20 protein-coding genes are annotated in these 24,871 nt (G+C 65.4%); 7 read left to right on the top strand and 13 right to left on the bottom strand.

Going from position 1 to position 24,871, the window contains the following annotated elements; all coding sequences use genetic code 11:
* Window positions 1-466: 466 nt before the first annotated feature.
* Entirely contained in the window at window positions 467-961 is a 495-nt protein-coding gene (locus I6F17_RS35980) for a septal ring lytic transglycosylase RlpA family protein (protein WP_036040689.1), read from the top strand.
* Between the two features lie 227 nt (window positions 962-1,188).
* Here the strand turns inward: I6F17_RS35980 and I6F17_RS35975 are convergent, their stop codons facing one another.
* Entirely contained in the window at window positions 1,189-3,393 is a 2,205-nt protein-coding gene (locus tag I6F17_RS35975; RefSeq protein ID WP_225131617.1) for a primosomal protein N', read from the bottom strand.
* Window positions 3,394-3,506: 113 nt separating this feature from the next.
* Here I6F17_RS35975 and I6F17_RS35970 point away from each other — a divergent pair, with 113 nt between their 5' ends.
* Window positions 3,507-4,472 carry a tyrosine recombinase XerC gene (locus tag I6F17_RS35970; RefSeq protein ID WP_225131615.1) on the top strand — a complete coding sequence of 322 codons (966 nt, stop codon included), beginning with the start codon at window positions 3,507-3,509 and terminating at the stop codon, window positions 4,470-4,472.
* Window positions 4,473-4,555: 83 nt separating this feature from the next.
* Window positions 4,556-5,143: a DUF4337 domain-containing protein gene (locus I6F17_RS35965; protein ID WP_036008765.1), complete on the top strand. Its 588-nt coding sequence runs from the start codon at window positions 4,556-4,558 to the stop codon at window positions 5,141-5,143.
* Window positions 5,144-5,368: 225 nt separating this feature from the next.
* Here I6F17_RS35965 and I6F17_RS35960 read toward each other — a convergent pair whose 3' ends face one another.
* From I6F17_RS35960 to I6F17_RS35905, 12 genes are all read right to left on the bottom strand, one after another.
* Window positions 5,369-5,899, bottom strand: coding sequence for a hypothetical protein (locus tag I6F17_RS35960; protein ID WP_036024632.1), 531 nt, complete (start codon window positions 5,897-5,899; stop codon window positions 5,369-5,371).
* A 34-nt stretch (window positions 5,900-5,933) separates the two neighbouring features.
* Window positions 5,934-7,334, bottom strand: a complete 1,401-nt coding sequence (lpdA, locus tag I6F17_RS35955) for a dihydrolipoyl dehydrogenase (RefSeq protein WP_225131613.1) — start codon at window positions 7,332-7,334, stop codon at window positions 5,934-5,936.
* 58 nt (window positions 7,335-7,392) lie between these two features.
* Complete coding sequence (locus I6F17_RS35950; protein ID WP_128265196.1) at window positions 7,393-8,154, bottom strand: SDR family oxidoreductase; 762 nt, start codon at window positions 8,152-8,154, stop codon at window positions 7,393-7,395.
* Window positions 8,155-8,208: 54 nt separating this feature from the next.
* On the bottom strand, window positions 8,209-9,450 hold the full coding sequence (odhB, locus tag I6F17_RS35945) for a 2-oxoglutarate dehydrogenase complex dihydrolipoyllysine-residue succinyltransferase (RefSeq protein WP_036008775.1): 1,242 nt from the start codon (window positions 9,448-9,450) through the stop codon (window positions 8,209-8,211).
* A gap of 164 nt (window positions 9,451-9,614) precedes the next feature.
* Window positions 9,615-12,572 carry a 2-oxoglutarate dehydrogenase E1 component gene (locus tag I6F17_RS35940; RefSeq protein WP_225131611.1) on the bottom strand — a complete coding sequence of 986 codons (2,958 nt, stop codon included), beginning with the start codon at window positions 12,570-12,572 and terminating at the stop codon, window positions 9,615-9,617.
* Window positions 12,573-12,709: 137 nt separating this feature from the next.
* On the bottom strand, window positions 12,710-13,594 hold the full coding sequence (gene sucD / locus I6F17_RS35935; protein ID WP_036008780.1) for a succinate--CoA ligase subunit alpha: 885 nt from the start codon (window positions 13,592-13,594) through the stop codon (window positions 12,710-12,712).
* A gap of 36 nt (window positions 13,595-13,630) precedes the next feature.
* Complete coding sequence (locus I6F17_RS35930) at window positions 13,631-14,110, bottom strand: DUF1579 family protein (RefSeq protein ID WP_036024613.1); 480 nt, start codon at window positions 14,108-14,110, stop codon at window positions 13,631-13,633.
* A gap of 4 nt (window positions 14,111-14,114) precedes the next feature.
* Window positions 14,115-15,314, bottom strand: coding sequence for an ADP-forming succinate--CoA ligase subunit beta (gene sucC / locus I6F17_RS35925; protein WP_036008785.1), 1,200 nt, complete (start codon window positions 15,312-15,314; stop codon window positions 14,115-14,117).
* Window positions 15,315-15,518: 204 nt separating this feature from the next.
* Complete coding sequence (mdh, locus tag I6F17_RS35920) at window positions 15,519-16,487, bottom strand: malate dehydrogenase (RefSeq protein WP_025032846.1); 969 nt, start codon at window positions 16,485-16,487, stop codon at window positions 15,519-15,521.
* 239 nt (window positions 16,488-16,726) lie between these two features.
* A complete protein-coding gene (gene zapE, locus I6F17_RS35915) occupies window positions 16,727-17,914 on the bottom strand; it encodes a cell division protein ZapE (protein ID WP_036040719.1) in 1,188 nt (395 codons plus the stop codon).
* Between the two features lie 239 nt (window positions 17,915-18,153).
* Window positions 18,154-18,690, bottom strand: coding sequence for an RNA 2',3'-cyclic phosphodiesterase (thpR, locus tag I6F17_RS35910; protein WP_027572985.1), 537 nt, complete (start codon window positions 18,688-18,690; stop codon window positions 18,154-18,156).
* A gap of 176 nt (window positions 18,691-18,866) precedes the next feature.
* Window positions 18,867-19,502: an arylesterase gene (locus I6F17_RS35905; protein ID WP_225131609.1), complete on the bottom strand. Its 636-nt coding sequence runs from the start codon at window positions 19,500-19,502 to the stop codon at window positions 18,867-18,869.
* Between the two features lie 55 nt (window positions 19,503-19,557).
* On the opposite strand from I6F17_RS35905, the gene I6F17_RS35900 reads away from it, so the two are divergent.
* The 4 genes from I6F17_RS35900 to I6F17_RS35885 all read left to right on the top strand — a co-directional run bounded on the left by I6F17_RS35900 (window position 19,558) and on the right by I6F17_RS35885 (window position 24,670).
* Entirely contained in the window at window positions 19,558-20,277 is a 720-nt protein-coding gene (locus I6F17_RS35900; RefSeq protein ID WP_225131607.1) for an ABC transporter ATP-binding protein, read from the top strand.
* Window positions 20,274-22,844, top strand: a complete 2,571-nt coding sequence (locus I6F17_RS35895; RefSeq protein WP_225131606.1) for an FtsX-like permease family protein — start codon at window positions 20,274-20,276, stop codon at window positions 22,842-22,844. The genes I6F17_RS35900 and I6F17_RS35895 overlap by 4 nt, the downstream gene beginning before the upstream one ends.
* Window positions 22,845-23,124: 280 nt before the next feature.
* Window positions 23,125-23,916 (top strand): Bax inhibitor-1/YccA family protein, encoded by a 792-nt coding sequence (locus tag I6F17_RS35890; protein ID WP_225131604.1) that lies wholly within the window; start codon window positions 23,125-23,127, stop codon window positions 23,914-23,916.
* Window positions 23,917-24,139: 223 nt separating this feature from the next.
* Entirely contained in the window at window positions 24,140-24,670 is a 531-nt protein-coding gene (locus tag I6F17_RS35885; RefSeq protein WP_225131603.1) for a GNAT family N-acetyltransferase, read from the top strand.
* Window positions 24,671-24,871 lie beyond the last annotated feature (201 nt).

The raw sequence follows: 24,871 nt of genomic DNA, 5'->3' as shown, positions 1-24,871 counted from the left end.
TGAGGTTCTGTCGCCAGTTCGTCGCAGCCTCGCAACACATTGCGCGCGGGAGGGGCCGACCGAGGCGGCGACCTGCCACGTCACGGAATTCAGCGCCGGCCCCGGCGCGACACCTCCCATTGGTTCCTGCCCCCAGCGCATAGCGGCCATGAACACGGATCGCCGAGGCGTGAATCCGTTCCGGCCAGTTCCACCCGCCGAATACTTATCGAATTCTAAACGCTAGAGGCGATGACTTCGCTTTACAGTATTCGTAAGTAAATTAGAGGTCAATAAATCGTTAAAGGCGAAGATTACGGGATATCGGATGAATATCTCGCGACGGTAACAAGATATTTCACGACGACACATACTGGATTTACTGCCCAATTCACGCCTCATTGGGAATCGAAACGCCAAATCGCTCACAAACTGATGGGGGCTCCACTTGCCACAAATGTGGCAATACTAGCTTAGGGACCATTAAATGCTGTCTTTGAAGACGCTGGGCTTTGTGACCCGGCCGCGTACGGCGATTGCTTTCGTCGCCGCAACTCTCCTCGTCGGTGGAACTGCCACCGAAGCTTCCGCCAAATCCAAGCATCGGCATCACCACCGCCACCACGCCCAGACCGAGGCCAACGCGACCGCCGATTGGCGCAATGCCAATGCGTCGATGACGCCGACCTCCGGCACGGGCCGCAGCTTCTCCGGCATCGCGTCCTTTTACGGCAATGAGTCCGGTAGCAAGACCGCCTCGGGCCAGCGCTTCAACCAGAACGCCATGACCGCGGCGCACCGTTCGCTGCCCTTCGGCACCAAGCTGCGCGTCACCCATGGCAGCCAGAGCGTCATCGTCACCATCAATGACCGCGGCCCGTTCATTCGCGGGCGTGTACTCGACCTCTCCACGGGTGCCGCCCGCGCCATCGGCCTCACCAGTCGCGGCGTCGGCCGCGTCACCGCGGAAGTCGTCTCCTAAAGGCGCGATCCGCGCCTGATCGAGCGCGCAGTTTTCATCAGTTTGCTGCGCACGTGAAACAAGCCCGCGGTCTTGGGGGACCGCGGGCTTTTTTGTTTTGTCATTCCGGGGCGCGCGGAGCGCGAACCCGGAATCCATTCATCCACAAACTCTGCCGCCCGATGGATTCCGGGCTCGCGCTACGCGTGCGCCCCGGAATGACAGCAGAGGGTATGGCTGCGGTGGCCCTACAAAAAGCTCTGCGGATCGACGTCGACTTCCAGCTTCAGATTGCCTGTCGGCTTCGGGCAGACCGCGAGCCAGTTGCGCAAGTAGTCCGACAGGTCGAAACCGCGCGCCGATTTCACCAGGATGCGGAAGCGGTAGCGGCCCTTGATGACGGCGAGCGGGGCTTCGGCGGGGCCGAGCACGACGACGCGCTCGTCGCGCGGCGCGAGCGCGACGAGCTTGCGGCCAAAGCCCTCGGCACCCGGGCGGTCGCCGGCGGAGATGATCAGGCTGGCGAGCCGGCCGAACGGCGGATAGAGCGTCTTTTCGCGCAGCTCGATCTCGCTGTCGTAGAACGCCTCGCGGTCGCAGGCGACGAGCGCCCGCATCACGGGATGATCGGGCTGGTGGGTTTGGAGATAGCCGACGCCGCGGCCCTGCTCGCGGCCGGCGCGGCCGATCACCTGGTTGAGCAATTGCCAGGTACGCTCGGCCGCACGCGGATCGCCGTTGGAAAGGCCGAGATCGGCATCGACGACGCCGACCAGATTGAGCCGCGGGAAGTTGTGACCCTTGGCCACGAGCTGCGTGCCGATGATGATGTCGACGCGGCCCTCCGCGATCTCGGCGAGCTCGCTTCGCATCGTCTCGATCGAGGTGATGAGATCGCTCGACAGCACCATGGTGCGCGCTTGCGGGAACAACGCGGCCGCCTCCTCCTGCAGGCGCTCGACGCCGGGGCCGACCGCGACCAGCGATTCCTCGGCCGAACAGTTCGGGCAGACATGCGGGCGCGGCATCGAGAAGCCGCAATGATGGCAGACGAGGCGCTGGCGAAAGCGATGATCGACCAGCCAGGCATCGCAGATGGTGCAGGCGAAGCGATGGCCGCAGGCACGGCACAGGGTCAGCGGCGCATAGCCGCGGCGATTGAGGAACAACAGCGCCTGCTCGCGCCGCTCGATCGCGGTCCTGATCTCGCCGGCGAGCCGCGGCGAGATGAAGCGGCCGCGCGCGGGCGGCTCGCGGCGCAGGTCGATGGCCTCGATATGCGGCATGTGCTGGCCGCCGAAGCGCGAGGGCAGCGCGATGCGCTGATAGCGGCTCTTGCGCGCATTGACCTCGGATTCCACCGACGGCGTCGCCGAGGCCAGCACGACCGGAATTTTTGCGATGTGCCCGCGCACCACCGCCATGTCGCGGGCGTGGTAATGCACGCCGTCGTCCTGCTTGTAGGCCTGGTCGTGCTCCTCGTCGACGACGATGAGGCCAAGATTGGCGTAAGGGAGAAACAGCGCCGAACGCGCGCCGACCACGACCGGCGCCGAACCTTCGGAGATCGCGGCCCAATTGCGCGCGCGGGTGCGCGGGGTGAGCTCGGAATGCCATTCGATCGGCCGCACGCCGAAACGCTGCGCGAAGCGATCGAGGAACTGGCCGGTCAGCGCGATCTCCGGCATCAGGATCAGCGCCTGCTTGCCGCGGCGGATCACCTCGGCGACCGCTTCGAAATAGACCTCGGTCTTGCCCGAGCCGGTGACGCCGTCGAGCAGCGCGACATGGAAGGTGCCATTGGCCGCGAGCGCGCGCATCGCATCCACACCGGCACGCTGCAGCAGCGAAAAATCCGGCCGGCCGAATTCCGGATCGGGCGCCGGCGGCGGAGGCGGCGGCGGCATCGGCTCCACCGTGAGCGTGCCTTCATCGACGAGACCGTCGATCACGCCTGCGGAGACGCCGGCTTCCTTGGCCGTCTCGGACTTGCCGTGCAGCAGCCGGTCCGACAGCAGAGCGATGACGCGCTGACGCGCCGGCGTCAGGCGCTTCGGCGGATCGCCGGTCAGGCGCACGCCGGCGCGCACCCGCTCCGGGCCGAGATTTTCGCCCATGCGCAGGCACATGCGCAGCACCATGCCGCGCGGGCTCAGCGTGTAATTGGCGACCCAGTCCACCACCGAGCGCAGCTCCGGCTTGAGCGGCGGAATGTCGAGCTTCTCGCTGACCTCCTTGAGGCGGTTATGCAGGCGCGGATCGGGATTGGCGTTCTCGCCCCAGACCACGGCCAGCACCTCGCGCGGACCGAGCGGCACACTGATGAGATCGCCCGCCTTCAGCTCCATGCCGCGCGGCACCTTGTAGGAATAGGTCTGGTCGAGCGCGACCGGCACCAGCACGTCGACCATGCGGGTGGCGGGGGCGGTGGTGTTGCGCGGCGATTGGTCCATGAGCTTTGGAATCGGAACCTTGAGGCCTTGAGGCTAGCGCCGCGCGGCGGCCTTAGCGAACGATAAACGAGTGTGATGCGATATACTGTGCGGAATCACCACGTCCAGAGCGCATGAGCAAAGCGGTCGCCCCACACATCGAGCTCGCCAGCGCCGATCCCTCGATCGCGCAGGAGATGGCGCGCTGGCTGTCGCATCTCGGCGCCGAGCGGCGGCTGTCGCCGAAGACGCTGGAGGCCTATGGCCGCGATCTGCGGCAATGCTTGGATTTCCTCTGTGCCCATTGGGGCGAGCGGGTGACGCTGGAGCGGTTTGCAGCGCTGGAAGCCACCGACGTGCGCGCCTTCATGGCGATGCGCCGGGCAGATGACATCGCCGGCCGCTCGCTGATGCGCGCGCTGGCGGGCCTGCGCTCGTTCGGACGCTTTCTGGAGCGCGAGGGCAAGGGCAAGGTCGGCGCATTGTCGGCGATCCGCGCGCCGAAGGTCGCCAAGAGCCTGCCGAAGCCGCTGCCGATGGCATCGGCCAAACGTCTTGCCGATGCCGACGAGCGCGCCGGCGAGGAGCGCGAGACCTGGATCCTTGCACGCGACGCCGCGGTGATGGCGCTGCTCTATGGCTCGGGCCTGCGCATCTCCGAGGCGCTGGGTCTCAAGCGCCGCGAGGTGCCGAAACCCGGCGAAGGCGACGTGCTGGTCGTGACAGGCAAAGGCAACAAGACCCGCATGGTGCCGGTGCTGCAGAACGTGCTCGCGCTGGTGCAGGAATATGTCGCGATGTGTCCCTATCCGCTGCCCGCGGATGGCCCGATCTTCGTCGGCGCACGCGGCGGCCCCTTGAGCCCGCGCATCATCCAGCTCGCGATGGAGCGGCTGCGCGGCGCGCTGGGACTTCCCGACAGCGCCACGCCGCACGCGCTGCGGCATTCCTTCGCCACGCATCTGCTCTCGCGCGGCGGCGATCTGCGCGCCATCCAGGAATTGCTCGGCCATTCCTCGCTGTCGACCACGCAGGTCTATACCGGCATCGATTCCGAGCGCCTGCTCGAGGTGTATGCGAGCGCCCATCCGCGGCGCTGACACACTCTCGTCATAGCTCGCGTGCCTCTTGCGCTGCGCCCACGGTTCGGTCAAATCGTGGGAACCAGCACAGGAGAGCATTTATGGGCGCACATGAAAGCATGGAGCATGCCGAGCACGCCGAACACGCGTCCGGCTCGAACAAGAAGATCGCCCTTCTGATCGCCGTGCTGGCGCTGTTCCTGGCGATCTCGGAGACGCTCGGCAAGGGTGCCCAGACCGAATCGATCAGCAAGAACGTCGAGGCCGCCAATCTCTGGGCATTCTTCCAGGCCAAGAGCATTCGCCGCACCGTGGTGGTGACCGCGGCCGAGCAGGGCAAGCTGACATTGGCCGCCGCGGCCGAGGCGCAGAAGCCCGCCGTGCAGAAGCAGATCGACGACTGGACCAAGACCGCGCAGCGCTACCGCTCCGAGCCCGAGACCGGCGAAGGCACCGAGCAGCTTGCGGACAAGGCCAAGCACGCCGAGCACGCCCGCGACGAGGCGACCGCGAAGTATCACCATTTCGAGCTGGCCTCGGCCGCCTTCCAGATCGGCATTGTGCTGGCATCCGCCACCATCATCACCGGCATGATCGCGCTCGCCTATGTCGGCGGCGCGCTGACGATCGCCGGCCTGTTCATGACGGCACTCGGCCTGTGGTGGCCGCATCTGTTGCATTTGCATTGAGGTGTTGAGGCCGGGTTCTCACCGCGTCATTGCGAGGAGCCCTTGCGACGAAGCAATCCAGACTGCCTCCGGGGAAAGATACTGGATTGCTTCGCGGAGCCTGTCATCGGGCCGCGCTTCGCGCGGACCCGTTGGCTCGCAATGACGGAGGATAGAGCGGGGACGCCTGTCCCGGATTGCGCTGCGCTCCATCCGGGCTACGGACGGTCCTTGTGGTGGCGAAGATCACCGCGCCTGGTGCACGCTCTTCCTGAAGCGCTGGATCATACGCAGCGTGCGGTAGGACCAGCCCTCGCCGTTGCCGGCGATCAGCTCGCGGATGCGGCGCTTGATCGGGTCGACCAGCTCCGCGGCCTTGGCGCGGATCTTCAGCACCAGGGCGTAGATCCGCTCGAACCAGCGCATCTCCAGCAGCTTGGCACGCGTGACGTCGAACACGAAGGCGGTGACGCCGACGCCGACGAGCTTTCCGAACACGATGGTGAAGAACGCGCCGGTCCAGTATTCATGCGCGAGCAGCCACAGCCCGACCAGCTTGAGCGGAAACAGCGGGACGACGGGCACCGCAAACACGAGCAGCGTCATGGCCGGCGAGAGCGCATCGACGCGCTCCGTTAGCCAATGCTTGAAGCGCGCGAGCGGAATGGCCGCGACGATCCTGGCAACGATCGGCTCGAGATGATCCCACAGCCAGGCTTCGATCAGGAAGATGATCGCAAGCAGGACCCAGACCGGTTGAAGAAGGCGGCGCAGCATGTGTTTCCCGCCCGGTTCGGCGCTGGGCGCGTCGTTACATATGGATGGCTCGCTTGCCGACCGCAAGCGCGGCTTCCTTGACGGCCTCCGAGCGCGTCGGATGGGCGTGGCAGGTGCGCGCGAGATCTTCCGCACTGCCGCCGAATTCCATGAGAACACACGCTTCATGGATCATTTCGCCGGCTTCGCGGCCGATGATGTGCACGCCGAGCACGCGATCGGTCTTCGCATCCGCGAGAATCTTCACAAAGCCGTCAGTGGTCTGGTTGACCTTGGAGCGGCCGTTGGCGGTGAACGGAAACTTTCCGACCGTGTAAGCCGTGCCCGCCTGCTTGAGTTCCTCCTCGGTCTTGCCGACGGAGGACACTTCCGGCGTGGTATACACGACGCCGGGGATGACGTCGTAATTCACGTGGCCGGCCTGGCCTGCGATGATCTCGGCAACCGCGACGCCCTCGTCCTCGGCCTTGTGCGCGAGCATGGGGCCTGCGACGACGTCGCCGATGGCATAGACGCCCTTCAGGCTGGTGGCGAAATGCGGATCGATCTGCACCCGGCCGCGCGCATCCAGCGCGACACCGGCTTCCTTCAGGCCAAGACCGTCGGTGTAGGGCACGCGGCCGATGCAGACGAGCACGACGTCGGCTTCGAGCGTCTCCGCGGTGCCGCCCGCGGCGGGCTCGATTTTCGCGAGCAATGCCTTGCTAGTCGCTTCGACGCCGGTGACCTTCGAGCCCAGCTTGAATGCAAATCCCTGCTTTTCAAGGATGCGCTGGAATTGCTTGGCGATCTCGCCATCCATGCCGGGCAGGATGCGATCGAGGAATTCGACCACCATGACTTCGGCTCCGAGCCGGCGCCACACCGAGCCGAGTTCGAGCCCGATCACGCCGGCGCCAATGACCAGCAATCGGCCTGGCACCTTGTCCAGCGACAGCGCGCCGGTCGAGGACACGATGCGCTTCTCGTCGATCTCGATGCCCTTGAGGCGCGCGATGTCCGAGCCGGTGGCGATCACGATGTTTTTGGTCTCGACCACCTGCGACTTGCCGTCGGCGGAGACCTCGACCTTGCCGGTGCCGAGGATCTTGCCGGTGCCCTTGAGCACGTCGATCTTGTTCTTCTTCATCAGGAACTCGACGCCCTTGACGTTGCCGTCGATGCCCTGCTGCTTGAAGTTCATCATCGCGGGCAGATCGAGCTTCGGCGCGGAAACGCTGACGCCCATCTTGGCGAAGGAATGGCCGGCTTCCTCGAACATTTCGGAAGCGTGCAGCAGCGCCTTCGACGGCATGCAGCCGACATTGAGGCAGGTGCCGCCGAGGGTCGCGTTCTTTTCCACCACGGCGACCTTCATGCCGAGTTGGCTCGCGCGTACCGCGCAGACATAACCGCCCGGTCCGGTGCCGATGACGACGAGATCGTAGGTAGCCATGAGAGAAAGTCCCGTAATGTTAGGCGTGGTGAGGATGCGTCAGCGTCCGCGCAGCGCGTCAGCGTCCGCCGGACACATCGAGAATGGCTGAGGTGACGTAGGAGGCCTCGTCCGAGATCAGCCAGACGATGGCATTGGCGATTTCATCGGCGGTGCCGACGCGCTTCATCGGCACCAGATGGGCCAGGCGATGGGCGCGGTCGGGCTCGCCACCGGCAGCGTGGATGTCGGTGTCGATCAGGCCGGGACGGATCGCGGCGACGCGGATGCCCTCGCCCGCGACCTCATGGCCGAGGCCGACGGTGAAGGAATCGACCGCACCCTTGGACGCGGCGTAGTCGACATAGGTGTTGGGCGAGCCGAGCCGCGCTGCGACGGACGACAGGTTGACGATGACTCCGCCCGTGCCGCCGTGCTTGGTCGACATCCGCTTCACCGCCTCGCGCGCGCAGAGGATGGAGCCGGTGACGTTCACCGCCATCACGCGCTGGATGCGCTCGGCCGACATCTCGTCGACGCGCACGCCGCTCTTGCCGACGATGCCGCCATTGTTGACGAGCGCCCCGAGCGTGCCGAACTTGTCGGCCTCCTTGAACAGATTGAGGATGTCGCTTTCCTCGGCGACATCGCATTTCACAGCGATGGCCTTGCCGTTGCTGGCCGCGATCTGCGCGACCACCTCGTCGGCCGCCTGCTTGTTGCTGGCATAGCCAACCACGACGCGAAAACCGCGCGCGGCCGCCGCAAGCGCGGTCGCCCGCCCGATGCCGCGGCTGCCGCCGGTGATGACAACGACTTTATCCGTCACGCGCGCCTCCATGGTTCGACACGCGCCGTCGCATCAGTCGCGACGGCGCTCGCAAAGCATCGGGGATCAGAGATCGAGCACCAGGCGCGCCGGATCTTCCAGGCTCTCCTTGACGCGGACCAGGAAGGTGACGGCTTCCTTGCCGTCGATGACGCGGTGATCGTAGGACAGCGCCAGATACATCATCGGGCGGACCTCGATCTTGCCGCCGACGACCATCGGCCGCTCCTGGATCTTGTGCATGCCGAGGATGCCGGACTGCGGCGCGTTCAGGATCGGGGTCGACATCAGCGAGCCGTAGATGCCGCCATTGGTGATGGTGAAGGTGCCGCCCTGCATCTCGTCGATCTTGAGCTGGCCGTCACGGGCGCGGCGGCCGAAATCGGCGATGCTCTTCTCGATGTCGGAGATCGACTTGTGGTCGCAGTCGCGCACCACGGGCACGACCAAGCCCTTGTCGGTGCCGACGGCGACGCCGATGTGATAATAGTTCTTGTAGATCAGGTCGCTGCCGTCGATCTCGGCGTTGACGGCCGGGATGTCCTTCAGCGCCTGCACGACGGCCTTGGTGAAGAAGCCCATGAAGCCGAGCTTGGCGCCGTGCTTCTTCTCGAACGCGTCCTTGTAGTGTGCGCGCAGCGCCATGACGTTGGTCATGTCGACCTCGTTGAAGGTCGTGAGCATGGCCGCGGTGTTCTGCACGTCCTTGAGCCGGCGCGCGATGGTCTGGCGCAGCCGGGTCATCTTGACGCGCTCTTCGCGGGCGGCGTCATCGGCCGGCGAGGGGCTGCGGACCTGCACGGCGGCGGCGGGCTGGTTGACCGGCGTCGGCGCCGAGGCGGCGCGCTCGATCGCGGCCAGCATGTCGCCCTTGGTGACGCGGCCGTCCTTGCCGGAGCCCGGCACGGTCGAGGCGTCGATGCCGGTCTCGGCGGAGAGCTTGCGCACCGACGGCGCGAGCGGCGCATCGGCCGGCGGCGCCTTCGCGGCAGCGGGAGCCGGCGCGGGAGCGGCGGCAGCAGCTGCAGGCGCCGCAGCCTTGGCCGGCGCGGCGGCGGGCTTGGCTGCGCCGGCACCATCGGTGATCTGACCGAGCAGCGCGCCCACGGCAACGGTCGCACCATCGGCAGCGATGATCTCGCTCAGCGTGCCCGCGGTCGGCGCGGGGACTTCGATGGTGACCTTGTCGGTCTCGAGCTCCACCAGGGGCTCGTCGACGGCGACGGGGTCGCCGGCCTTCTTGAACCAGCGGCCGATGGTGGCCTCGGTGACGGATTCGCCGAGCGTCGGCACACGAATTTCAGTCATGGTCTCTTCCTTAAGGGATCGCAGGTAGCGGTCATGAATTTCATACGTCATTGCCCGCGAAGGCGGGCAATCCAGTACGCCGTGACCTTCGTGATCAGAACGAAAGCCGCGGAGTACTGGATGCCCCGCCTTCGCGGGGCATGACAGAGTCCTAAAAAAACTTCTCAGCTCAGTGCTTCGTCCAGGAACGCCTTCAGCTGAGCCTGATGCTTGGACATCAGACCCGTTGCGGTCGCGGCGGAAGCGGCGCGGCCGACATAACGCGGACGCCGGCTCGCGCCGTTCACCTGGTTCAGCACCCATTCCAGATAGGGCTCGATGAAGTGCCAGGCACCCATGTTGCGGGGCTCTTCCTGGCACCACACCATCTCGGCCTTCTTGAAGCGCGACAGCTCGGCCACCAGCGCCTTCAGCGGCACCGGATAGAGCTGCTCGATGCGCATCAGGTAGATGTCGTCGATGCCGCGCTTCTCGCGCTCCTCGTAGAGGTCGTAATAGACCTTGCCGGAGCACAGCACGATGCGGCGGATCTTCTCGTCGGGGACGAGCTTGATCGCCTCGCTCGGCAGCATCTGGGCGTCATCGTAGAGGATGCGGTGGAAGGTCGTGCCCTTCGCGAGTTCGTCGAGCCGTGACACGGCGCGCTTGTGACGCAGCAGCGACTTCGGCGTCATCATGATCAGCGGCTTGCGGATCTCGCGATGCAGCTGCCGGCGCAGCACGTGGAAATAGTTCGCCGGCGTGGTCGGGTAGACCACCTGCATGTTGTCTTCCGCGCACATCTGCAAGTAGCGCTCGAGGCGCGCCGAGGAGTGCTCCGGCCCCTGGCCCTCATAGCCGTGCGGCAACAGGCAGACCAGACCGGACATGCGCAGCCATTTGCGCTCGCCCGAGGAGATGAACTGGTCGAACACGACCTGCGCGCCGTTGGCGAAGTCGCCGAACTGGGCTTCCCACAGCGTCAGCGTGTTCGGCTCGGCGAGCGAATAGCCGTATTCGAAACCGAGCACGGCTTCTTCCGACAGCAGCGAGTTGATGACCTCGTAATGGCCCTGCTCGTGGCCGAGATGGTTGAACGGCGTGTAGCGGCTCTCGTCCTCCTGATCGATCAGGACCGAATGGCGCTGCGAGAAGGTGCCGCGCTCCGAATCCTGTCCGGACAGGCGGACGTGGTGGTTTTCGTTGAGCAGCGAGCAGAACGCCAGCGCCTCGCCGGTCGCCCAGTCGATGCCGTTGCCGCTCTCGATCGCCTTGGCGCGGTTATCGAGGAAGCGCTGGATGGTGCGGTGAACGCGGAAACCGTCCGGCACCTTGGTGATCTTGCGGCCGATGTCCTTCAGCGTGGCGATGTCGACGCCGGTGACGCCGCGCCGCGCATCCTCTTCCTGGTCGGCGATCTTGAAGCCCGCCCACTTGCCGTCGAGCCAGTCGGCCTTGTTCGGCTTGTAGGAGGTGCCGGCCTCGAACTCGGCATCGAGCCGGGCGCGCCAGTCCGCCTTCAGCTTGTCGACCTCGCCCTCGGTGACGACGCCTTCTGCGATCAGGCGCTTGGAGTACAGCGTCAGCGTCGAGGGATGGGCGGCGATCCGCTTGTACATCACCGGCTGGGTGAAGGCCGGCTCATCGCCCTCATTGTGGCCGTAGCGGCGGTAGCACCACATGTCGATGACGACGGGCTTGTGGAACTTCTGCCGGAATTCGGTCGCGACCTTGGCCGCGAACACGACGGCTTCCGGATCGTCGCCGTTGACGTGGAAGATCGGCGCATCGATCATCTTCGCCACATCAGACGGATAGGGCGAGGAGCGCGAGTAGCGCGGATAGGTGGTGAAGCCGATCTGGTTGTTGACGATGAAGTGCACGGAGCCGCCGGTGCGGTAGCCCTTCAGGTCGGACAGGCCGAAGCATTCAGCAACCACGCCCTGGCCGGCGAACGCGGCGTCGCCGTGCATCAGGAGCGGCATCACCGAGATGCGCATATCAGGGGGATCGCCGTGCTGGTCCTGCTTGGCGCGGACCTTGCCGAGCACGACGGGATCGACGATCTCGAGATGCGAGGGGTTGGCGGTCAGCGACAGGTGGATGCGGTTGCCGTCGAACTCGCGGTCCGAGGAGGCGCCGAGGTGATACTTGACGTCGCCGGAGCCTTCGACCGCGTCGGGATTGGCCGAGCCGCCCTTGAACTCGTGGAATAGTGCGCGATGGGCCTTGCCCAACACCTGGGTCAGCACGTTGAGGCGGCCGCGATGCGGCATGCCGAGCACGATTTCCTTCACGCCGAGATTGCCGCCGCGCTTGATGATCTGCTCGAGCGCGGGGATCAGGGCTTCACCGCCGTCGAGGCCGAAGCGCTTGGTGCCGGTGAACTTGGTATCGCAGAACTTTTCGAAACCCTCGGCTTCGATCAGCTTCTGCAGGATGGCCCTGCGGCCTTCACGCGTGAACGAGATCTCCTTGTCGGGTCCCTCGATGCGCTCCTGGATCCAGGCCTTCTGCGCCGCGTTGCTGATGTGCATGAACTCGACGCCGAGCGTCTGGCAGTAGGTGCGCTCGCAGATCGCGGTGATCTCGCGCAACGTGCCGTATTCGAGGCCGAGCACGTGATCGAGGAAGATCTTGCGGTCGAAATCGGTTTCGCTGAAGCCGTAGGTGCGCGGATCGAGCTCTTCGCGGTTGCGCTGGGCTTCGATGCCGAGCGGATCGAGCTTGGCGTGGAAGTGGCCGCGCATGCGGTAGGAGCGGATCAGCATCAGGGCGCGGACGGAATCGCGCGTCGCCTGAAGCAGGTCGGCGGAGGAGATGTCGGCCCCCTTGGCCTGCGCCTTGGCGGCGATCTTGCCACCGACCGTCTTCTCGATCTCGGCCCAGTTGCCGTCGAGGGCGGAGGTCAGATCGTCCTTCGGGGTCAGCGGCCAGTTGTCGCGCTCCCAGGACGGGCCTTCCGCGTTCTTGCTGATGTCAGCCGGCGCGTCGTTCAGGCTCTTGAAGAACTCCTGCCACTCGGCATCGACCGAGGACGGGTCCTTCTGGTAGCGGGCGTAGATTTCGTCGATGTAGGTGGCGTTAGTGCCCTGCAAAAAGGATGACAGGGCAAAGGCTGCGTTCGCGTCCTGGCGAGACATACTTGAGTTCCTGGCGATTTCGGTTCGCGCATAACAAACGGCGCTGGCGCCGAGCTCCCCCGACAGGGCTCGACGCGACAGGCACCCTTTACCCTATTTGCTGCGAAACTTCGCCCGGAAAAGCACGAAGAACTGAATTAGCCTTTCAACTTTTCGGCAAGCGTGTGGCCGAGGCGGGCGGGCGACGGGGACACTGTAATCCCTGCGGATTTCATCGCCTCGGTCTTGGAACCGGCATCGCCCTTGCCGCCGGAGATGATGGCGCCGGCATGACCCATGCGGCGGCCGGGAGGGGCGGTGACGCCGGCGATGAAGCCGACCATCGGCTTCTTGCGGCCACGCTTGGCCTCGTCCTTGAGGAACTGGGCGGCGTCCTCCTCGGCGGAACCGCCGATCTCGCCGATCATGATGATCGATTCGGTCTTGGGGTCGGCGAGCAGCATCTCCAGCACGTCGATGAACTCGGTGCCCTTGACCGGGTCGCCGCCGATGCCGACGGCGGTGGTCTGGCCGAGGCCTTCCTGGGAGGTCTGGAACACGGCTTCATAGGTCAGCGTGCCCGAGCGGGAGACGATGCCGACCGAGCCGGTCTTGAAGATGTTGGCGGGCATGATGCCGATCTTGCATTCGCCGGCGGTCATGACGCCCGGGCAGTTCGGCCCGATCAGGCGCGACTTGGAGCCAAGCAGCGAGCGCTTGACGCGAACCATGTCGATCACAGGAATGCCCTCGGTGATGCAGACGATCAGCGGGACCTCGGCGTCGATCGCTTCGCAGATCGCGTCGGCGGCGCCCGGCGGCGGCACGTAGATCACCGAAGCATCGGCGCCGGTCTTCTCACGCGCCTCGCGCACGGTGTCGAACACCGGCAGGCCCAGATGCGTCGAGCCGCCTTTGCCCGGCGAGGTGCCGCCGACCATCTTGGTGCCATAGGCAATCGCGGCCTCCGAGTGGAAGGTGCCGTTCTTGCCGGTGAAGCCCTGGCAGATGACCTTGGTGTTCTTGTCGATCAGGATGGACATGAGGTCTGCTTTCGCGAAACTAACAGAGTGAGTGGGTCAGTGGATGCGGCGGTAGACGCCGGTGAGGACGTCGGACCAGCCTTCCGCGTCCGGCGAGAATTGAATCTTCAACGAGTAGGAATCCTCATTGATGATCTCGTAGACGTGGCGCGCATTGCCGCGGAGCGAGCCGCGCACCAGCGTCAGGGTCTTGCCGGCCCACCCGCCTGAGGCGGGCGAAGGCGGCGTGTAGCCGAGCGAATCGTACCAGAACAATTTGTAGGTCCGGTCATCGCGGTCGAAGGTGAAGATGCCGTGGGTGGCGAAGACCTGCTTGCCGTCGCGCATCTGGACCGAGTCCTGGATCAGATAGAACCCGTTGAGATCCATGCGCGCGACGGTGCGCGAGGTCGCCGGCCCGCCCGCCGTCCAGCGCGACGGGAAGACCATCTCCTCACCATCCCATTCGCCGGCGAACGCGGCGAGGCGCGCATGCTCGGGGAGCGGAGATGATGCGGCGAGATGGTCCTGGGCCATGGCGTTAGCCTCCCTTGACGGCCTTCACGATCTTCTGCGCGGCGTCGTCGAGATTGTCGGCGGGCACCACGTTCAGTCCGGATTCACGGATGATCTTCTTGCCGAGCTCGACGTTGGTGCCTTCGAGGCGGACCACCAACGGCACGCTGAGGCCGACCTCGCGAACAGCAGCCGTGACGCCCTCGGCGATCACGTCGCACTTCATGATGCCGCCGAAGATGTTGACCAGGATGCCCTTCACGTTGGGATCGGCGGTGATGATCTTGAACGCGGCCGCGACCTTCTCCTTGCTGGCGCTGCCGCCGACGTCGAGGAAGTTCGCCGGCGCCATGCCGTAGAGCTTGATGATGTCCATCGTCGCCATGGCGAGACCGGCACCGTTGACCATGCAGCCGATATTGCCGTCGAGCGTGACGTAGTTGAGATCGTATTTCGACGCCTCGATTTCCTTGGCATCTTCCTCGGTCAGATCGCGCAAGGACACCGCGATCTCGGGATGGCGGAACAGGGCGTTGTCGTCGAACGACACCTTGGCATCGAGCACGCGGAGCTCGCCCTGCTTGGTCACGACCAGCGGATTGATCTCCAGCATCGACATGTCCTTGGCCACGAAGGCCGCGTAGAGCTGCGCGGTGAGCTTCTCGGCCTGCTTGGCGAGGTCGCCGGACAGATTCAGCGCCTTCGCGACCGTGCGGCCGTGATGGCCCATGATGCCGGTCGCCGGATCGACCGAGAAGGTCACGATCTTCTCCGGCGTGTTGTGCGCGACGTCCTCGATGTTGACGCCGCCTTCGGTCGACACCACGAAGGAGACGCGCGAGGTCTCGCGGTCGACGAGGATCGAGAGGTAGAATTCCTTGTCGATGTCGGAGCCGTCCTCGATGTAGAGGCGGTTGACCTGCTTGCCGGCCGGGCCGGTCTGCACGGTCACCAGCGTGGCGCCCAGCATCTGCTTGGCGAATTCGTTGACCTCTTCCACCGACTTGGCGATGCGGACGCCGCCTTTGTCGCCGGCGGATGCTTCCTTGAACTTGCCCTTGCCGCGCCCGCCGGCATGGATCTGGCTCTTCACCACCCAGACCGGGCCGGGAAGCTGTCTTGCGGCGGCGTCGGAGTCCGAGGCCTTGAGAACCGCTACGCCGCGCGAAATCGGAACGCCGAATTCATGCAGCAGCGCTTTGGCCTGATATTCATGGATATTCATATGGTCGCTCCCTGAACCCGCGGGCGGTGACCTCATGGGCCCACCTCAGTCTTGTGGCTGGCATACCATATACCACAGGAACTGCAACCCGGATTCTTTGACAATCGAGATCTGCCGAGACCGGAACCCCACCCCGGTCAGCCGGGGTCCGGAAGTGAAACCGCCGAAGACCGGGTTTCGATCTTCGGCGGGTATTGCTTTGCCTTAGCGGCCGAGAAGATCGGGTGCGATCTTCTTGCAGGCATCGACCAAGCCCTGCACGGCACCGACCGACTTGTCAAACGCCTCGCGGTCCTTGCCGGCGAGTTCGATCTCGACCACGCGCTCGACGCCCTTGGCGCCGATCACGACGGGCACGCCGACATACATGTCCTTCACGCTGTACTCGCCGTTAAGATAGGCGGCGCAGGGCAGCACGCGCTTCTTGTCCTTCAGATAGCTCTCGGCCATCGCGATCGCGGAGGCGGCAGGGGCGTAGAAGGCCGAGCCGGTCTTGAGCAGGTTGACGATCTCGGCGCCGCCATTGCGGGTGCGGTCGACGATCTCGTCGAGGCGCGCCTGTGAGGTCCAGCCCATCTTGACGAGGTCGGGCAGCGGGATGCCGGCGACGGTGGAGTACTTCACCAGCGGCACCATGGTGTCGCCGTGGCCGCCGAGCACGAAGGCGGTGACGTCCTCGACCGAGACGTTGAACTCGTCGGCGAGGAAGTAGCGGAAGCGGGCCGAATCCAGCACGCCGGCCATGCCGACGACCTTCTTGTGCGGCAGGCCCGAAGCCTTCTGCAGCGCCCAGACCATGGCATCGAGCGGGTTGGTGATGCAGATGACGAAGGCGTCGGGGGCGTACTTCTTGATGCCGGCGCCGACCTGCTCCATGACCTTGAGGTTGATGGAGAGAAGGTCGTCGCGGCTCATGCCGGGCTTGCGCGGCACGCCGGCGGTGACGATGCAGACCTTGGCGTTGTCGAGCGCCTCATAGGAGTTCGCGCCGGTGTAGTGGGCGTCGAAGCCGTCGACCGGCGAGGACTGCGCGATGTCGAGCGCCTTGCCCTGCGGCACGCCCTCGGCGATGTCGAACATCACGACGTCGCCCAGTTCTTTCAGGCCGATGAGGTGAGCCAGCGTTCCGCCGATCTGGCCGGAGCCAATCAAAGCAATCTTGTCGCGCGCCATGTGAACCTGTCCTTTAGACACGTAAGGAGGGGAAACTGAGACGGGTGGTTATCCCTTTCGTCTCCCCCGTTCAAGTCGCCCAATGCCCAATTGTCGGGCTTGCCGAGATAGCAGCCAGCATACCCCGACCGTCATTCCAGGGCGCGCGAAGCGCGAGCCCGGAATCCATAACCACCATCCGGAGTATGGATTCCGGGCTCGTCGCTTTGCGACGCCCCGGAATGACGGGGGGATAGGACTTAAGTCTCGACCAAGCCCTTGGTCGAGCCGCTGGCGGTGGAATCCTTGCGGCCGTGAGGCAGCGCCAGATAGGATTCCGAGCTCATTTCGATCAGGCGCGAGGCGGTCCGGTTGAACTCCATGGCCTCGGTGCCATCGGTCGCGAGGTAGAGCGAGATCGGATTGGCGTCGGCCGAGGCCATCAGCTTCACGGCGTTGTCATAGAGCGTATCGATCAGGGTGATGAAGCGCTTGGCCGCATTGCGCTGGGAGAGGTCCATCACTGGAATATGGTCGACCAGGAGGGTGTGATAGTCGTGCGCCAGCCTGAGGTAGTCGGATGCACCGAGCGGCTGCTCGCAGAGGTCGGCGAAGGAGAACCGCGCCACGCCATGGGCCGAGCACGGCACGTGCAGAATGCGGCCCTTGATCGAAATGTCGCGCGAGCGGCATTTGGCGCCGCCCGTCATCCGCTTCCAGGCGCGATCGAGCGCGGCATCCGCATCGCCATCGGCCGGTGTCAGCCACATCGGCACGCCCTGCAGCTTCTCCAGGCGGAAGTCGGTGCGCGCATCGAGCCGCGCGACGTCCATGTGGTCGGTGATCTGCTTGATGAAGGGCAGGAACAGCGAGCGGTTGAGACCGCCCTTGTAGAGATCGTCGGGCGCGACGTTGGAGGTCGCGACCACGACGGTGCCGAGCTCGAACAGTTTGGCGAACAGGCGGCCCAGGATCATCGCGTCGGCGATGTCGGTGACGTGGAATTCGTCGAAGCAGAGCAACCAGCTCTCCTCGAAGATCGCATTGGCCGTTAGAGCGATGACGTCGCTGTCGGCGATCTCGCCGCGCGCGATGCTCTGGCGATAATCGTAGATGCGCTCGTGCACGTCCGCCATGAACTCGTGGAAATGCGCGCGGCGCTTGTGCTCGACCGATGAGTGCTGGAAGAACAGGTCCATCAGCATGGTCTTGCCGCGGCCGACCTCGCCGTGGATGTAGAGCCCGCGCGGCGCCTCGTCCTTGTCACCAGAGCTGAACAGGCGGCTGAGCAGGCCCTGCTTGCGGGCGGGCTTGTAGGTCGAAAGCCGCAGGTCCAGCGCCGCATAGGCCTCGGCGACCTCGGCCTGCGCGGCATCCGGCTCGATCGCACCGGACGCGATCTCGGCCTGATAGGCCTCGCGGAATGAGGGATTTGGGGTGGAGAGCATGCCTCTTTACCGCCAGAGACGGACGGAAATTGCAAGCCGTGAAATGGGGTCAGAGGTATGCGCGTTTCTTCTCCCTCGCCCCGTTCTTACGGGGGCGCGACGAGCTTCGCTCGCGCTGGGAGGGTCGGGGTGAGGGGCTCTATCCGCGTATGAGATCCATCGAAAGACCTGTCCCCCTCACCCGGATCGCGAGAGCGATCCGACCTCTCCCCGCAAGCGGGGAGAGGTTAAGAAAGAAATTACTCACACAGCTCGTAGGCATCCTCGACCACATACGGGCCGCCGCCCGTCGATGCGCGCGAGGAGAACAGCACGAAGCGTTCCGCCATGAACGCCTTGCTCGGGAAATAGCCGCGCAGCGAGAGATAATCGGCGACGTCGCGGTCGGAGGCGTCGTGCAGCCTCGCGAGCGTGACGTGCGGGATGAACTTGCGTCCCTCCGGGTCGAGGCCGATCCGCTGCATCATGCGCTCGAGCTCGGCCTGCAATTCCATCAGCGGCTTGCTCGGCGCAATCGTGGCGACCACTGCGCGCGGCTTGCGGCCGCCGAAGCTGGTGAGCCCCTGCACCTTCACCTCGAACGGCTTGCGGTCGACGCGAAACAGCATCGAGGCGATCTCGTTGGCGGAAGCGCCGTCGATGTCGCCGATGAAGCGCAGGGTGACGTGATAATTTTCGGGATCGATCCAGCGGGCGCCGGGGAGGCCACCCCTCAAGTTGGAAAGCGACTGGCCGATCTCGGCCGGAATTTCCAGACCCGTGAACAAACGCGGCATCGTTTCGCACTCCCGATGCTTGGGTACGGTGCTCGAACAGCGAGTACCATATCCAAATTAGAGCCGGCGACGAATCACCGGTACCCTGATTCCTATCGCAGTTGTGTGACTCTGCGAAGCACACCGCGCCTCACCCCGGTAAAACCCTGGGAATTAGGGTTAGCGTTGCCCGCTTTTCAACGCCGTTGCTCAGCGATCGTGCCAATGAATGCCTCCACCATGGGCATGATCCTGCTGACGATGATGTCGACGCCTTCAGCCGTCGGATGAATGCCGTCGGCCTGGTTGAGCTTGGCCTCGGCCGCGACGCCTTCGAGGAAGAACGGATAGAGCGGCACGTCGAATGTCTTCGCCAGATCCGGATAAATCGAATTGAAGCGCGCGGCGTATTCGGCGCCGTAATTCGGCGGCGCCAGCATGCCGCACAGCATGACCGCAATCTTGCGTGCCTTGAGCCGCTGGACGATGTCGGTCAGCGCGGCGCGCGCAACGTCGGGATCGATGCCGCGCAGCGCGTCGTTGGCGCCGAGCTCGACGATGACACCGTCAGTTCCATCGGGCACCGACCAGTCGAGCCGGTCGCGGCCGCCCGAGGTGGTGTCACCGGACACCCCGGCATTGGTCATGTCGACCTCTATGCCTTTGGCCCGCAAGGCTTTTTGGAGCTTTTGGGGAAACGCCTCCTGGGCCGGAAGGCCAAGGCCAGCGCTCAAGGAATCGCCGAGGACGACCAGCTTGATCGATTTTGTCGCACCCGCCCCAGCGGGGCTCGCCATCGTCATGACGGCGAGCATCAACACGGCTATGTGCATGAACAATCCGTAACGCCTCTCGACCCCGCGTGCGGACTTGCCATATGACCGGACCATGGACACTCGCATCGACGCCTCTTCGCTCGCCGCTACCGCGGACACCATCGCCATCTCCAACGTCAACCTCTCATTGGGCACGGGCGCGGCACGCGTTCACATCCTCAAGGATATCAGCCTGCGGGTTGGCCGGAGCGAGACGATCGGCCTGATCGGCCCGTCAGGCTCGGGCAAATCCACGCTGCTGATGGTGATGGCGGGGCTGGAGCGTCCTGATAGCGGAGAGGTGGTGGTGAATGGCACGCCTTTCAATGCCCTCGACGAGGACGCGTTGGCGCGCTTCCGCGGCCGCCAGGTCGGCATCGTCTTCCAGTCCTTCCACCTGATCCCGACCATGACGGCGCTGGAGAACGTCGCAGTGCCGCTCGAGCTTGCCGGCAACCCCGATGCCGCCAAGCGCGCGGCAGAGGAGCTGCAATCGGTCGGGCTCGGCGACCGCCTGCATCATTATCCGACCCAGCTCTCCGGCGGCGAGCAGCAGCGTGTCGCACTCGCACGCGCGCTGGCACCCGATCCCGCGATCCTGGTCGCCGACGAGCCGACCGGCAATCTCGACGAAGCGACCGGAAAGCAGATCGTCGATCTGCTGTTCAGCAAGCACGCCGAGCGCGGCATGACCTTGGTGCTGGTGACGCACGATTCCTCGCTCGCGCATCGCTGCGACCGCGTCATCCGCCTGCGCTCCGGGCGCATCGACACGCAGTCTGCGCCCGCATGAGCGCCGTGGCCGAATCGTTCGCGAAGCCGAACGCCGTCGCGCTGTCGCTGCGCTACGCCTTGCGCGAATTGCGCGGCGGCCTGCGCGGCTTCTACGTCTTCATCGCCTGCATCGCGCTCGGCGTGATGGCGATTGCCGGCGTCGGCTCGGTGTCCGCGAGCCTGAGCGACGGTCTCGCACGCGAAGGCCGCACGCTGCTCGGCGGCGACGTCTCCTTCGTGCTGTTCCAGCGCGAGGCCAAGCCGGAAGAGGTCGCGTTCCTGCGCTCGCGCGGCACGCTGTCGGCGGCTGCGACCTTGCGCGGCATGGCGCGTTCAGCTGACGGCAAGCTGGCGCTGGTCGAGATGAAGGCGGTCGACAACACCTATCCGATGCTGGGACAGCTGACGCTGGCACCAAAGCTGCCGATGGCCGATCTACTCGCCGAGCGAGACGGCGCGTTCGGCGCCGCCGCCGATCCGACGCTGCTGGCGCGGCTCTCGCTCAAGACCGGCGATCGCGTCACGATCGGGTCCGCAACGTTCCAGATCCGCTCCACCGTCGAGGCCGAGCCCGACAAGCTCGCCGGCGGCATCGGCTTCGGGCCGCGCTTTCTGATCAGCGAGGCGGCCTTGCGTGCCACCGGCCTGATCCAGCCCGGCAGCCTGGTGCGCTGGGTCTACCGGGTCAAGCTGCCGGAGGCTACGAACAACGAGCGCGCCACCGAAGCCTTCATCGCGGATGCGCGCAGCGCCGCGCCGCAGGCCGGCTGGGAGATCCGCAGCCGCTCCAATGCCTCGCCGCAGCTCGAACGCAACATCAACCGCTTCACGCAGTTCCTGACGCTGGTCGGGCTTGCCGCGCTGCTGGTCGGCGGCGTCGGCGTCGCCAATGCCGTCAAGAGCCACATCGACCGCAAGCTCGAGGTGATCGCCGCCTTCAAGGCCGTCGGCGCCACCGGCCGGGACGTGTTCGGCATCTACCTGGCGCAAGTGGTCCTGCTGGCCGCGATCGGGTCCGTGATCGGCCTGGCGCTCGGCGCCGCGATGCCCTTTGCCATCGTCGGCCTGTTCGGCAAGCTGTTGCCGCTGCCGGTGGTGCCGGCAGTGCACGCCGACGAGCTCGCGCTGTCCTTCCTCTACGGCCTCCTCACCGCGCTCGCCTTCGGCCTGTGGCCGCTCGCGCGCGTGCACGACGTGCCGGTGGCCGCGCTGTTCCGCGACACCATCAGCTCCGAATGGCACCGGCCACGCGCGAGCTATCTCGTGTTCATGGCCGTCGTGATCGCACTCCTCATCGCGGTCGTGATCGGCCTGTCGTTCGACCGGCGCATCGCCGCGGTGTTCGTGGCGTCCTCGGTGGTCGTGTTCGCCTTGCTGCGCGGCATCGCCGCCCTATTGATGACGATCGCACGACGGCTGCCGCGGACGCGGCTGCCGATGCTGCGGCTGGCGATCGCCAACATCTACCGGCCGGGCGCGCTGACGCCCTCCGTCGTGCTGTCGCTGGGGCTCGGGCTCGCCGTGCTCGTCACCATCACCCAGATCGACGGCAATCTGCGCCGGCAATTCCTGGCAGCGCTTCCCGACCAGGCGCCATCGTTCTTCTTCATCGACATTCCGAGCGCGCAGGCCGAGCAGTTCGATGGCTATCTGCGCCAGATCGCCCCCGGCGCCAGGATCGAGGACGTGCCGATGCTGCGCGGGCGGATCGTCGCCGCGCGCGGCGTGCGCGCCGAGGAGCTCAAGCCGACCACGGATTCCGAATGGGTGCTGCAGAGCGACCGCGGCCTGACCTATACCGCCGAGCTGCCGAAGGGCTCCAAGGTGGTCGAGGGCGAATGGTGGCGGGCCGATTATTCCGGCCCGCCGCTGGTCTCGATGGAGAAGAAGATCGCCGACGGGCTCGGCCTCAAGCTCGGCGACGAGGTGGTGGTCAACGTGCTCGGCCGCGACATTCCGGCCAAGATCAGCAATTTGCGCACGATCGACTGGCAGGGTCTCGGCATCAATTTCGTCCTGGTGTTCTCGCCCAACGCCTTCAAGGGCGCGCCGCACACCCACATCGCGACGCTGACGGAAGGGGGCGGAAAGGCGGCGGGCGACGGCAAGATCATCAAGGAGGTCGCCGACGCCTATCCGATGGTGACGAGCGTGCGCGTGCGCGAGGTGATGGAGACGGTCGGCTCCGTGGTGACCAATCTGGCCCTGGCGATCCGCGGCGCCAGCGCCGTGACGCTGATCTCGGCGATCCTGGTGCTGGGCGGGGCGCTCGCCGCCGGCCACCGCCACCGGGTCTATGATGCGGTGATCCTGAAGACCCTCGGCGCGACGCGGCTGCGGCTGCTCGGCGCCTACGCCCTCGAATACCTGCTGATCGGCCTCGCCACCGCGGTGTTCGGGGTGATCGCCGGCAGCATCGCGGCCTGGCTGATCGTGACGCGGCTGATGACGCTGAGCTTCGTCTGGCAGGCCGGCAGTGCCGCCGGCGTGGTCTCCGCCGCGCTGGTCGTCACCGTCGGGCTGGGGCTTGCCGGCACGCTGCTGGCATTGAACAAAAAGCCCGCGACGGTGTTGCGAAATTTGTGACAAAATGTAGCGGCGGATCGAGCCGGGCGGAATCGCCCGGGTTTCGGCGATTAACCACGCTGCCCGTCAGCTTCGCGTCAGGATAGGCGCCGAGGGCGACATTCAGCCGCGCGTGGAAGGTTGCGGCGAATGTGTTAGTTTCCCACATATCGGATGGGTTCGGAGTCCCGATTGTGAGCCAAAATTAAGTCGGCTGGCAGCGGTCTCCGAGATAGAATTTGACGAACCGGCGGCATGGCGACCCTCGTGCCGGACCGGACCAACCAACGGGAATTCGACCATGTCGGACCTAGACCGTAACTACGCTTCTCCTTTCGGCAGGGCCGCCGGGCGTGTTGACGCCGCGACGGTCGATGCCGGCCTGCGCGCCTATATGCTGCGCATCTACAACTACATGAGCATTGGCCTGGCCATCACCGGCCTTGCCGCGCTCGGCGTCTACATGGCCGCCGTGACCGACGTTCCGACGGCGGACGCCGTCCGCGTCGGCAAGGTGTTCCTGACGCCGTTCGGCTACGCCATGTTCGTCAGCCCCCTGAAGTGGCTGTTCATCCTGGCGCCGCTCGCGATGGTGTTCGCGATCTCGGCGGGCATCAACCGTCTGGCCCCCTCGACCGCCCAGATCCTGTTCTGGGTGTTCGCGGCGCTGATGGGCATCTCGCTGTCGTCGATCTTCCTGGTGTTCACGCACACCTCGATCGTCCGGGTGTTCTTCATCACGGCGGCCACCTTCGGTGCGCTGAGCCTCTACGGTTACACCACCAAGCGTGACCTGACCGGCATGGGCTCGTTCCTGTTCATGGGCCTGATCGGCATCGTTCTCGCCAGCCTGGTGAACCTGTTCCTGGCCAGCTCGATGCTGCAGTTCATCGTGTCGGTGGTCGGCGTGCTGGTGTTCTCGGGCCTCACCGCCTGGGACACCCAGCGGCTGAAGAACGACTACATCTACGGCTATGCCTCGGCCGGCGGTGACATCGCGGAGCGTTCGGCCATCACCGGCGCACTGTCGCTGTACCTGAACTTCATCAACCTGTTCACGCTGCTGCTGCAGCTCCTCGGCCAGCGCGAGTAAGCTCTGAGACGAGAGAGAACGGACACGAACCCCGGCCGAAAGGCCGGGGTTTTTGTTTGTGGGGTTGGGGCCTCTCCCGTCATTGCGAGGAGCCGTTGCGACGAAGCAATCCAGAGCCCCTCCGCGGATGCATTTCTGGATTGCTTCGCTGCGCTCGCAATGACGGGTGTGGATGCGCCGAGTCCCCCTTCCGGCAGCCGCGGGAAGACTCTAATCTTCCCCCATGTCCGCACCCGATATCAGGCCCACCACCGAGGCCGACCTCCCCGCCATCACCGCCATTTACCAGCAGGCTGTCCGCGAGGGCACGGCGACGTTCGAGCTGGAGCCGCCCGACCTCACCGAAATGACGCGCCGCTATCGCGCGCTGATCGACGGCGGCTACCCCTATTTCATCGCCATGCTGGACGGGCGCGTGGCCGGCTATGCCTATGCCGGCGCCTACCGGCCGCGGCCGGCCTATCGCTTCACGGTGGAGAACTCGATCTATCTCGATCCCTCCTTCCACCGCCGCGGCGTCGGCTCAATGCTGCTGGAACGGCTGATCGCCGAATGCGAGGCGCGCGGCTTCCGCCAGATGATTGCTGTCATCGGCGATTCCGCCAATGCCGGATCGATCGGCGTGCACACAAGGTGCGGCTTCAAGATGATTGGCACGCATCCCAGTGTCGGGCTGAAATTCGGTCGCTGGCTGGACACCGTGATGATGCAACGCGACCTCGGCGAGGGAGCGAGCACCATACCGACAAAGTAGGTGTCGTAGGGTGGGCAAAGCGAAGCGTGCCCACCGTTCGCCGCACTAGAGAAAGCGCGTGGGCACGGCGCGGTGCGCCTTTGCCCACCCTTGTATTAGCGCGCCGGGTTAGGATGGCCATGTTCCATGAGGAATGGCCCAGCCCGGGTGGCCACCCGAACTGGGCCGCCGATCGATCGGATCGATGCCCACCGAAGCCTT

The organism is Bradyrhizobium sp. NBAIM18 (genome assembly GCF_020193825.1).
In the GTDB taxonomy this organism is placed as follows: Bacteria; Pseudomonadota; Alphaproteobacteria; order Rhizobiales; family Xanthobacteraceae; genus Bradyrhizobium; species Bradyrhizobium yuanmingense.
Note: the sequence above shows the minus strand (reverse complement) of the source record. Positions and strands in the feature narration are given on the sequence as shown.